Source organism: Lactobacillus panisapium, from assembly GCF_019469265.1.
Classification (GTDB): domain Bacteria; phylum Bacillota; class Bacilli; order Lactobacillales; family Lactobacillaceae; genus Lactobacillus; species Lactobacillus panisapium.
This window is the reverse complement of record NZ_CP048268.1, coordinates 808,166-819,775: the sequence shown is the minus strand read 5'-3', so window position 1 is coordinate 819,775 and position 11,610 is coordinate 808,166. Positions and strand designations below refer to the sequence as shown.

At 37.5% G+C, this 11,610-nt stretch carries 9 protein-coding genes; 6 read left to right on the top strand and 3 right to left on the bottom strand.

Annotated features, from left to right (window positions below):
* Positions 1–153 precede the first annotated feature (153 nt).
* The gene (locus tag GYM71_RS04040; protein WP_220221010.1) at positions 154–483 is read left to right on the top strand and encodes a helix-turn-helix domain-containing protein; all 330 of its coding nucleotides are present in this window, start codon (positions 154–156) and stop codon (positions 481–483) included.
* Positions 484–638: 155 nt separating this feature from the next.
* On the opposite strand, the gene dcuC is transcribed toward GYM71_RS04040, so the two are convergent.
* From dcuC to GYM71_RS04025, 3 genes are all read right to left on the bottom strand, one after another.
* Complete coding sequence (dcuC, locus tag GYM71_RS04035; RefSeq protein WP_220221009.1) at positions 639–2,045, bottom strand: C4-dicarboxylate transporter DcuC; 1,407 nt, start codon at positions 2,043–2,045, stop codon at positions 639–641.
* A gap of 19 nt (positions 2,046–2,064) precedes the next feature.
* Positions 2,065–2,985 (bottom strand): nucleoside hydrolase, encoded by a 921-nt coding sequence (locus GYM71_RS04030; protein WP_220221008.1) that lies wholly within the window; start codon positions 2,983–2,985, stop codon positions 2,065–2,067.
* A 287-nt stretch (positions 2,986–3,272) separates the two neighbouring features.
* The gene (locus GYM71_RS04025; protein ID WP_103752170.1) at positions 3,273–4,001 is read right to left on the bottom strand and encodes a YebC/PmpR family DNA-binding transcriptional regulator; all 729 of its coding nucleotides are present in this window, start codon (positions 3,999–4,001) and stop codon (positions 3,273–3,275) included.
* A gap of 222 nt (positions 4,002–4,223) precedes the next feature.
* On the opposite strand from GYM71_RS04025, the gene GYM71_RS04020 reads away from it, so the two are divergent.
* The 5 genes from GYM71_RS04020 to GYM71_RS04000 all read left to right on the top strand — a co-directional run bounded on the left by GYM71_RS04020 (position 4,224) and on the right by GYM71_RS04000 (position 11,609).
* Positions 4,224–5,885, top strand: a complete 1,662-nt coding sequence (locus GYM71_RS04020; RefSeq protein ID WP_220221007.1) for an APC family permease — start codon at positions 4,224–4,226, stop codon at positions 5,883–5,885.
* Positions 5,886–6,007: 122 nt separating this feature from the next.
* Entirely contained in the window at positions 6,008–6,832 is an 825-nt protein-coding gene (locus GYM71_RS04015; RefSeq protein WP_220221006.1) for a Cof-type HAD-IIB family hydrolase, read from the top strand.
* Positions 6,833–6,876: 44 nt separating this feature from the next.
* Positions 6,877–7,578 carry an ABC transporter ATP-binding protein gene (locus tag GYM71_RS04010; protein WP_103752167.1) on the top strand — a complete coding sequence of 234 codons (702 nt, stop codon included), beginning with the start codon at positions 6,877–6,879 and terminating at the stop codon, positions 7,576–7,578.
* A gap of 12 nt (positions 7,579–7,590) precedes the next feature.
* Complete coding sequence (locus GYM71_RS04005; RefSeq protein ID WP_220221005.1) at positions 7,591–10,365, top strand: ABC transporter permease; 2,775 nt, start codon at positions 7,591–7,593, stop codon at positions 10,363–10,365.
* Positions 10,366–10,844: 479 nt separating this feature from the next.
* Positions 10,845–11,609, top strand: a complete 765-nt coding sequence (locus GYM71_RS04000; protein WP_220221004.1) for an ABC transporter ATP-binding protein — start codon at positions 10,845–10,847, stop codon at positions 11,607–11,609.
* Position 11,610 lies beyond the last annotated feature (1 nt).

Below are 11,610 nucleotides of genomic sequence, written 5' to 3'. Positions count from 1 at the left end.
CCCAAATAATGACTACTTAATTCAAACGTTACACAATATGAAAAGTCTTTACGCAGTCCATCTTGTGGATGGTTTTATTATAATACCACCTTTGATAGCGGTCAAGCGAAAAAGACAATCATTTGTGATACTTTTTTTAAGGAAAGAGTTGCCATGAATGTCTATACTCGTATTTATAAAACTGCCAAAAAGCACGGAATGTCCGTTAAAGAAGTAGCAAAAAAAGCCCATATTGGGGAAAATAGTATTTATCGCTGGAAAGTAATTAAACCTTCGATTGAATCTTTAACTAAAGTAGCTAAAGTTCTTCACGTTTCGACGGATTTTTTACTCGGACAGGATAACAATAAAGGGATAGATCTAGCGGATACAACTATGCCGTTATTTTATCAAGGTCATCCTATTCCAGATAAATACATTAAAATGCTTGGCTTTCTCATGGAAGAAGATATTCATGAAAAGAGCCCAAAAGACAAGCACTAACACAACTAAATAATCAATTTATATTTAAAAGAACATTACCACAAAACAAAAAGCCTAAGCTTAGCTCTGATAATAGCTTATTACTAATTCAGAGGATTACTTAGGACCTTTTTGTTTTTTTATTTTAATTAAAGATTGTTACTTTATATCCTGCATTAAAGCAAAATGAATGACAAAATTAACATTATTACTACACCACTAATCATCGGTACCGTGGTTCGCTTAATAATCTGTCCAGGCTCCACGTGTGTGGCCTCAGATACAATTAATACGACAGCAGCTACTGGTGAGACGGCTCTTAATAAATTGCCAGCCAGTTGGATTGGGACTGATAATTGCTGTGGTGCAATGCCCGCCGATTTAGCTAACGGAACAATTAATGGGATCATCGCAAAAATTAGAGCAATTCCACTACCACTAAGAATAACAATTACTGCAGTAAAGGCAACCATAATTAATGGTAGCAATATTCCTGCTCCTTTAACATGAAGCATCGCATTCTGGATCATTGACATGATACCAATCGCATTTAATCCTTGGACATAAGTTTGAGCAGCAATTAACAAAACAACTATTCCCATTGCATTGCCCATTCCTTTAATAAAGACGTTGGTATCCTTTAAAACTTGCTTTGCATCCCTACAATTAATTAGCTCAATAATGATTGCGATTATCCAACTAATTAGTGTTACTGCCTGAACACTCATTGTTGAGTCGTTTCCTTGAGCAATATTAAAGATAAAATTGACGATAAGAATAATGATTGGCATTAACGGTAATACACCATAAATAAAGCGCATAAATTTGCCATTAATCGCTTTTGTCGTTTTAGCACTTTCATCTTCAATGCCATATTCTTTTAGTTCTTGCTCATAACTAATTTCTGGACCATCTTTTTTATCTTCATGTTTTTGCCAAAAATACTGCACTAACGCCATTAATAATAAAGTTGGAATAGAAATTAAGGCGTGATAATTAAAGACATACTGGGTGGTTGACATGTGCAATGCATTTGCCATCGCAACATTATCGGAGCCAAGTGGCGTAGGGATAATTGTTGCCGATGTGGCAATTAAAGCCGCTGAGGTTAGTCTGCTCATTCCCGTTGAACGCAAGACTGGATATAAAGTCGCTAGCAAGATAATTGCTAAGTTTGAAGCGCTCGGAACTACTAATGATAATATGTTATCCATCAAAAAGACAATTGGGACTAATAAATATACCGACTTAATCCCCTTCATTGAAGAAGTTAGTCCGGTAACCGTAATGTCATTTGCACCGATGTGACTCATATAAGCGCTGTAGCCTGCCAATAATAAAATTACAAAACCAGCTTGCGACAATGTCGTCGTGAACTGATCGATCATTACTTGAATTGGTTTTAAAAATTGGCTGGAGACAGGCTGCAATACGGTCACTTTATTGCCCATAAAAACGGCACAATATAGCAGCAACAAGCCTAAGGCAAATAAGACGATTTTAATATCCATCTTTTTCGATAACATATAAACTAAAATGCCTACGGAAAGCAATGTAAGAATTATTGCGATTGTTTGACTCATTTAAAATACTTCTTTCTGTTTAGCTAGCCTGTTTAATAGCGCTAACGAACCATTCAACAAATTCTGCGACATTGACTGATTTACCAATTATTGCATTAGGAGATTGGTGCAATTTATCATTGAAATCCATCAAGGAAGCACCGTAAGTATAGCCACTATCTGTTATTATTTCGACATGCGTTTCTTCAAACTCAAACATTTCTGGCTTAAGTAAGATACCAGCAGCCAACGCGTCATAAATTTTAAGACCAGTATTGAAACTACCACCCCGGTATCGTTTAAACAAGCTATAAAACATATCACCTACTTTACCTAAAGACTTGATTTGTTCACTTACTTCAGGTTTGATTTTTGCTTGAAAGCCTAATTCTAACGGAGCCACACGAATTTTTAAGCCACTTTCAAACACTATCTTAGCAGCCTCGGGATCACCCGCAATATTGAATTCTGATAAAACGCCGTAATTTCCTCTTCCGATACAGCCACCCATCATTACCAGTTCCTCGATATTAGCTAGATCAGCGGGATAAAGCCGAATATACATGGCAAAATCCGTCAGTGGTGCTATGCCAACCAAAGTCACTTTTTCCGGTGAATTAGCAACAACTTGATGAATTGCTTCCGGTGCAACTTGATTTTCTAAAAGAAGGCTGTTATCTGGCTCTGGGAACTTATAACCGTCCATTCCCGACTTGCCATGAACACTGGCCGCGTCGATTGGCTTTTTGACGATGGCCCTTTTACATCCTTGAACAACTGGAACCTTTTTATTCAAAAATTTTTCTAGTTTTAAAACATTTGTTAGAGTCTGCTCAATTCCGACATTTCCGGCAGCGGCTGCAATTAGTTTGACGTCAACCTGACGATCAAACAATAAGATTGCCAAAGCAACGGCATCATCGATACCGGGATCCGTACTTAAAATAATGGGTTTACTCATTACCATATCCTCCTATGGCTCAAATCAATAAGTTTATGATGAAAATTAATAGTACGTAATTTATGGTAGTAAGACCATCAATCTAGTACTTATTTCAAATTATATTCTAAAAATCACGTAAAATATATCTATTTTTAGTAAAAAATATTCGTTATTCATCATTAATTTGCACTACACGTTGAAAAATCAGCTAAAATAAAAACCCTTTAGAAAAGTTTCAAACTAATCTAAAGGGTTAATTTTAAATATTTTTTTGTTTTAAAATCAAAGCAAAAATCAACATAGTACTAATCTTCGTCAGCTGCTGCAGTGTAGACGTTTTGGACATCGTCATCGTCTTCAAGTGCATCAACTAGGTTAGCAAATTGATCTTTCTTTTCTTCTGGAACTGGCGTCGTGTTCTCTGGAATCATTGTAAGTTCAGCATTAGCAAGCTTGTAACCAGCCTTTTCCAGTGCATCACGAACTTGAGCGAATTGCTTTGGATCTGTGTAAATTTCAAAGGCATCGTCACTGGTTTGCAAATCATCACCACCGGCGTCCATTACGTCTAACAACATCTGATCTTCATCAGCATCTGTTGTTGTCCGATCAATAACAATGTAACCTTTGCGATCAAACATATAGGCAACTGATCCAGTAGCACCAAGTGAACCACCATTACGAGTAAAAGCAACTCGAACAGCTGAAGCGGTCCGGTTCTTGTTATCGGTCAAAGCCTCAACAAAAACAGCAATACCACCAGGAGCATAACCTTCATAGGTAATCTCGTCATAATGCTCGTCTGAATTTCCTTCAGCCTTCTTAAGAGCCCGATCAATATTTGTCTTAGGCATGTTGTTGGCCCGAGCCTTGTCCATCACCATTCGCAAGTTAGGATTCCCAGAGGGATCAGGACCACCATTCTTTGCAGCCATATATATTTCACGAGATAATTTTTGGAAAATTTTACCTCTCTTTGCGTCTTGCGCATTCTTGCGGCCTTGAATATTGTGCCATTTTGAATGTCCTGACATAAGAATCCTTCTTTCTTTTGGTAAATTATTAACGATATAATCTTACCGCACAGACACGGAAAATTCAATACTAGCAACTAGTTAAGGAAATTTTTTCTTTAATTTATATAATTACGCATTTTTAGAAGGATAGCCTGCAATAATTTCGTGATTTACCCTAGTCATTCTCACTTTTAATTAGTAAAATGGAAACGTTAGTTTAATTTAAAGGAGAGAACTTTTGTGGAGGAAATAAATTCTAATCAGAAATTTATCTCGTGGCCCGTACTGACCTTGATGGCCTTTTGTACGGTTATTGGCCTCGATGATATCATGTATAATTTCCAAAACCAGGGAATGCCTGTTGTCACTTCCTGGATTATCATGTGTCTATTCTATGTTATTCCATACTCATTAATGGTTGGCCAACTTGGTTCGGTCTTTAACCATGAAGGTGGCGGACTTTCTTCTTGGGTCCGGGGCACTAATGGCGAATTCTTAGGTTACTTTACTGCTTGGACATACTGGGCAGCTTCGATTCCTTATGCGGTCGATTCAGCTAATGAAATTATTGTTGACATCGGGTGGGCAATAACTGGCTCAGAGAAGTTTCAAAATCAGATTTCTAATACTAAGTTTGCTCTCATGACTTTTGCCATGTTCATTATTTTCATTATTATCGAGCATTACTTCTCCCGTTCAATGGAAGTATTGTCCACGATTGGTGGTGGATTAATGTTAATCATGACCTTAATGTTTGTCTTTTTGGCATTCTTAGGGCTAGCAAAATCCGGCGGCCACATGGCCACTCAACCATTTACTTGGAAAACCTTAATTCCAAAATTTGATATGCATTATTGGACAACTATTGCCATGCTGATTTACGCCTTAAACGGTTGTGAGTTAGTTGCACCATACGTTACCAAAATGAAGAAACCAAAATCAGATTTTCCTAAAGCTATGGTTGCTCTAGCTCTTATGACCATCTTCTTAACCGTTTTTGGATCATTTGCTCTTGGTATTTACTTTAACAGCTATCATATTCCAAATGACTTAAAAATGAATGGTGCCTACTATGTCTTTGATATGGTTGGACATCAATATGGAATGGGCAAGACCTTACTCTACATCTGGGCGTGGACTTCCGTATTTTATAACGCAGCTTTATTAGCCGTCTTACTTGATGCCATGACCAGAATGCTTATTTCTGATACTGGTGACAAATATATGCCCCGCTTTTTACAGAAAAAAGATAAAAACGGCTTGCCTATCAATGGCTACGTATTAACGGTTGCTCTATCAGCCTTCATCATGTTGCTAGGTATCTTTTTGCCAGATATGAATGATATTTTCAACTGGTTACTAAACCTCAATGGCATTATTTCACCGGGTGTCACCTGCTGGATTTTCTTCTCATTTATGCAGATTCGGAAAAATTCCAAGAAGTTCCCGTCTGATTATGTCTTCTTAAAAAATGACAAGGTTGGTTACTTAGCTGGACTATTCCTGCTAATTGTAACCGCAGTTGCAACAATTCTCGGTATTGCACCGCAAGACGTTAAACAATTCAGTGGCTATTGGTGGTACGAATTAATCATTAATATTATTGCCATTGTTGTTTTAATTGGTCTTGGAGTAATTTTGCCAAGTATCAGACGCAGAGAAGAAGAATACGGCATTGCCTTTAGCCGCAATCAGTGGCTGATAATGTTCATTTTAATCATTGGTTCGATTATTTTTGATCTTTATCTTGGTGAGAAAAATAGCCTGTTCGGTGGTGCTAGCGTCAGCTTAGGTCAAATCAAATTAGGAATGAATATCGTCTTGATCATCATTGAGACGATTGTCGCTATTCTATTTTGTTGGCTTGTTGGCAGAAGAAAGCCTGTTAAAATTAATAATTAAAATAGAAAAGATTCATTGTGTCTGCAATGAATCTTTTTTCGTGTAAAAGCTAATTTTTTAACGAGGTAATGGCCTTTTCTACTATATAATATACTTAATAAATTAGTAATGAGGAGAGTAAAATGACATCTATCCCTTTTAAAGCAGTTGCAGTTGATATGGACGGTACTTTTGAAAATGATGACAAGCAATTCGATCATCAGCGATTTGAAAAAGTACTGACCAGATTGCGTGCCCAACACGTTCACTTTATCGTTTCAAGCGGTCGGCCGCTATCCCGTTTGCGCCAAGACTTTTTTGAATTTCTTGATCGGATCGATATCGTTGCTGACAACGGCTCAATTTTAACCCAAGATAATCAAATTATTGCCCGCCATGTTTTTACATATAAAACTGGCATTAAGTTAATCAACTTTATCCAGGACAATTATCCAGAAGTAAAAATAGCGGCTAGCGGTTTGGATCGGGCATACATGAATAAAAAAGCGCCGGCTAAATTCAAAAGCTTAATGCACTTCTTTTACCCTGATTCAGTGGAAGTCAATAACTTAGTCGATATTCCAACAAGTGATAGCCTTACTAAATTAACGCTAAGCTGTTCCTCTGAACTCGCTAGTGAACTTGAGCGTAAATTTAATGCCAGTAATCCCGAACGAATTCATTGCACAACAAGTGGTTTTGATAATATCGATGTGATGCCAGCTGGTGTCAATAAGGGGCAAGGAATCAAGTACTTTTTGCGTTATTTCAATGTTAAACCGGAAGAGCTTATTGCTTTTGGTGACGGCATGAATGACAAAGAAATGATTGAACTTGCTGGCTACAGTTACGCAATGAAAAACGGCGATGAACGGTTGAAACAAATTGCTAAATATGAAGCCCCTTCTAATAACGAAATGGGAGTTTTGCAAGTGCTTGAAAACTACTTAGATGGAAAACAGTACTAAAATGAACTAAGAAATATTTATTAAAGTAAGAGGAATAATTCTTCATGAGCTACATCGAAGTTAAAAACAATTTCAAACGTTACCAAACAGGTGATACGGAAATTTTAGCTAACAATAATGTTAGTTTTACAGTGGAAAAAGGCGAATTAGCAATTATCCTAGGTGCTTCAGGTGCTGGAAAATCTACCATTTTAAATATTCTTGGCGGAATGGATACCAATACCTCTGGTGATGTCATAATTGATGGCAAAAATATCGCTAATTACAATAAACGTGAATTAACCACTTATCGCCGTAATGATATTGGCTTTGTCTTTCAGTTTTATAACTTAATCCAAAACCTGACAGCTAAAGAAAATGTGGAACTAGCATCTGAAATCGTCAATGATGCTCTTGATCCTGTTAAAACACTTGAAGATGTCGGACTTAAAAACAGGATTAACAACTTTCCAGCTGAATTGTCGGGTGGTGAACAACAAAGAGTAGCGATTGCACGTGCCGTGGCCAAAAATCCCAAGATTTTACTTTGCGATGAACCAACTGGTGCTCTCGATTACCAGACTGGTAAAAGTGTGCTGCAAATTATCGCCAATATGAGTCGCAAAAAAGGTGCCACAGTTGTCATAGTTACCCACAATAGTGCCTTAGCACCGATTGCTGATCGGGTAATTCATTTTCATGACGGTCAAGTTACTAAGATTGATCAAAACGCTCATCCCGAAGACATTGCTAACGTTAAATGGTAAAGAAGGCTAACAATGACAAAAATAATTTGGAAAGATTTTTGGGAGTCAATTAAACATACCAAAGGGCAATTTCTGTCAATCATGGGCCTAATGATGATTGGTGCTTTTGCTTTGGTCGGCTTAATTGTCACTGGACCCGACATGCGCGATACCGGTAATCATTACGCTAAGCAGCTCAATACTGCCGATCTGACTGTTATCTGCAATTATGGCTTTGATCATGATGACACCGCCAAGATCAAAAAAGCCAAGGGTTTAGAAACAGCTGAATTTGGTTACATGACCGATACGGTTTTAAAAAATACGCAAGAAAGTTTTCGCGTTTTTTCCAAACCCAAAAGTGTTGGTAAATATGAAGTGCGTCAAGGTCGACTGCCTAATAAGCAAAATGAGGTGGCTTTAGCTGCGCATTACGACAAGCGCTACCATCTGGGGCAAAAAGTTAGTTTTACTGAAAAGAAAAATATTCTTGGCACAACCCTCTTAAAGCGCCAAAGTTTTAAAGTTGTCGGTTTCGTCCGTTCTAGTCAAATTCTGTCAAACGTTAATCTAGGTCAAAGCAATAGCGGAACTGGTGAGCTAAAAGGCTATGCCGTAGTAATGCCGCAAGCATTTGATCACACCGTTTTTACCGTAGCTAATTTAAGATACCATGATTTACGTGGACTCGATTCTTTTGGAAAAACTTATAATAATAAAATCAGTGTTCATAAAAAAGAGCTGCAAAAAGTACTTAAAAATGGTGCCCAAAACCGCAAGGATCGGATTACTGCAGCGGCATTCAAGAAATTACGACCAGAAGAAAAGAAATTAGCGCAAGCTAAAGCAAAAATCTATACGGCGCGGCAGCAATTAATTACTGCTGAAAAACAACTAACTGCGCAAAAAGAGCTATTAGCAAGAAAAGCTGCACAAGCTACCACACCACAGGACCAAATGCAGCTTAAGGGGGCACAAGCTAAATTAACTGCCCAGGCCCAAGTACTACAAAGGCAAAAACAGGCACTAGCCAAAAAAGCTGCACAAGCTACAATTGAAATAACTTCTGGCCAACAAAAACTGGCAAAAGCTAAAAAGCAAATTGAAAAATTAGCACTTCCAAGCTATAGCGTTTATAACCGCCGAGAAGTTCCCGGAGGAGAAGGCAACTTAGTTTATACCACTGTTGCTCGTGTCGTCGAAGACTTAGCTAAGGTGTTCCCGATTTTCCTTTATTTTGTTGCGGCTCTTGTTACCTTCACCACAATGAACCGGTTTATTGACGAAGAAAGAATTAATTCCGGAACTTTAAAGGCCCTCGGTTACGATGATTATGTCATTATTAATAAGTTTGTTTTCTATGGCTTCTTGTCAGGGACAATTGGAACAATTATTGGCATTTACCTGGGACACACGCTAATGCCGCAGATTGTGTATCACGCTTATTATAAGTCGCTGACTCTTCCACCGATTGAAGAACATTTTCACTGGCAAATTAGTTTGGTTGCCTTGATTTTATCTTGGATAAGTTCAGTTTTACCGGCTTATTTGACCGCTAAAAACGAATTTCGTGAAAAGCCTGCCTCCTTGCTTTTGCCTAAACCCCCAGCAGCAGGCTCTAAAATTCTACTGGAAAAGATTCCCTTTATCTGGAATCATCTCAGTTTCACTCACAAGGTAACTGCACGTAATATTTTCAGATACAAGAAGCGAATGTTAATGACTATTTTTGGCGTCTGCGGTGCTGGTACACTCCTATTTGCTGGATTCGCGGTCAAGAATTCAATTAGCAATATGAACAATCGCCAATTTTCTGATTTAATCCATTACAACATGATTGTAGCCGAAAAGAAGCCACTATCAGATACCCAACAACAGAAATTAACAACTAAGCTTAAAGAGCCAAATATTAAATCGGCTACTCCAGTTTATTATGAGTCAATGTCCAAAACGGCCGGTAAGGCTGGTGATACACAAGATATTACTCTGATCGTGCCCAAACACAGTGATGTACTTAATCAATATGTTCACTTAAATAACCGGCGCAATCGACAAACAATTCCATTAACAAATAATGGTGTTGTAATTTCGGAGCGCTTAGCAAGTCTGTTGCACGTTCAAAAAGGTGACCATATCACTTTAACTGATGAAAACAATCAACGCCGGTCAATGAAGATTGCTGGCATTACGGAAATGTACATGGGACATTTTGTTTTCATGAATCAAAAGCAGTACCAAAAAGTCTTTAACCGCAATTACAAAACGACTGCTTACCTAGTTAACTTGAAAAATACATCCCGTAAAAATACCAGAAAAGTGGCGGCCGAATTTATGAAGTTAAATGGTGTTGCTGGCGTAGTCCAAAATACGGCGGTGAGTCAGGAATTAGACGTCGTTGTGCAGTCGCTAAACATGATTATGGTAGTCCTTATTATTGTTGCGGGTCTTCTTGCCATCGTGATCCTTTATAATTTAACTAATATTAATATCGCTGAACGAATTCGTGAACTGTCAACGGTAAAGGTATTGGGCTTTTATGACAACGAAGTAACGATGTACATTTACCGCGAAACAATTTTATTAACTATTATTGGTATTCTAGTTGGTTACCTTGGCGGCGACTTGCTTTACCAATATATTCTTTACGTAGTACCGCCCGATAACGTGATGTTTAATCCTGCTCTATCTGCCTCAAGCTTTATGTGGCCACTAGGAGTAATCGGAATTATTACAATTATTCTTGGCTTCATCGTGAATAGCAAATTGAAAAATTTGGATATGCTGGAAGCATTAAAATCAGTTGATTAAACTAAATATTATCTAACAAATTAAATAATTTAATACCCGACTCCACGATTTTACTGGAAGCGGGTATTTTTTTGAGTAACTTTCAAGACAGCTTTTGCCCGCTGCTTAATTTCAGCGACTGCTGAACCCGTTGTTTCTGCCCCAAACTCACGAATTTGCAACTTTTAACTAGCCTTTCCAATTGCAGCAAATATTGATTATTTCTAGCATAAAAATATTCACCCACTTTGAATCATAATTAACCCGTCGTTTTTGCTCAACTTCTTTAACTGTTTGTAAATACGCAAGCGACCTAATTAATCTTTTAACGTCCATTTTTTATTAATTAAAAAGTAAAAATGATAAAAGTATGATATAATCCGAATAATAGATTTAATGTTAAACATCACAGATCTTCAAATTAACCTGTAAAAAATTTAGATTATCGCTCCTTCCTTTTTTAGCGATAAAGAATTTACAATTAATTTTGGAGAATAAATTTGAATAAAATTTTAATCGTTAAACATTTAAAAGAGACTTATCAAGACCATAATCAAAAATTTAAGGCCTTAGATGATATTTCTTTTGCAATTAATCAAGGTGAGATTCTATCACTGTTAGGGCCCAATGGTGCTGGAAAAACTACCACTGTTTCAATCATTGGTGGTTACTTAATTCCAACATCTGGCAAAGTTATCCTGAAGGGCCAAGATATCACAACTACCAGTAAAAGGCCAAGTATCGGTGTTTCCTTTGGTGGCGAAATGGGTTTTTACCGTAATGCAACTGCCAAACAGAACTTGAAGTTTTTTGCTGATTTGGCTAAGGTTCCTTTTCGCAAGCAAAATGATGAAGTTAACCGTGTGTTAGCTACTGTCGAGTTAAGTAACGTTGCTAATAAAAAAATCGGTGAATTCTCTAAGGGAATGGTTCAGCGCCTGCATATTGCCCGCGCACTCCTGGGTAGCCCGAGTTTATTATTACTTGATGAACCAACTAGTGGACTTGATGTTGAAATAGCACATACTATCCAGCAAACGATCAAAAACTTGGCGGACACCGGAATTAGTATTTTGCTGACAAGTCATACAATGACAGAAGTTGAAAAATTAGCCGACAAAGTCATTATTTTAGGTGCTGGAAAAATTTTCTACACTGGAACAGTTAGTGGAGTGGTTAATTTAGCAAACTCGACTACGCAAAAGTCCTTAGACAATTTAGAAGATGCCTACATGGCTTTAGCACCCAAGCTGAGGAGAAAATAAA

Bases quoted from the DNA above. Each gene is read 5' to 3' on its own strand.
- GYM71_RS04015 (WP_220221006.1), top strand. From the start codon at position 6,008: ATGACATCTATCCCTTTTAAAGCAGTTGCAGTTGATATGGACGGTACT.
- GYM71_RS04030 (WP_220221008.1), bottom strand. From the start codon at position 2,985: ATGAGTAAACCCATTATTTTAAGTACGGATCCCGGTATCGATGATGCC.
- GYM71_RS04040 (WP_220221010.1), top strand. From the start codon at position 154: ATGAATGTCTATACTCGTATTTATAAAACTGCCAAAAAGCACGGAATG.
- GYM71_RS04025 (WP_103752170.1), bottom strand. From the start codon at position 4,001: ATGTCAGGACATTCAAAATGGCACAATATTCAAGGCCGCAAGAATGCG.
- dcuC (WP_220221009.1), bottom strand. From the start codon at position 2,045: ATGAGTCAAACAATCGCAATAATTCTTACATTGCTTTCCGTAGGCATT.
- GYM71_RS04010 (WP_103752167.1), top strand. From the start codon at position 6,877: ATGAGCTACATCGAAGTTAAAAACAATTTCAAACGTTACCAAACAGGT.
- GYM71_RS04005 (WP_220221005.1), top strand. From the start codon at position 7,591: ATGACAAAAATAATTTGGAAAGATTTTTGGGAGTCAATTAAACATACC.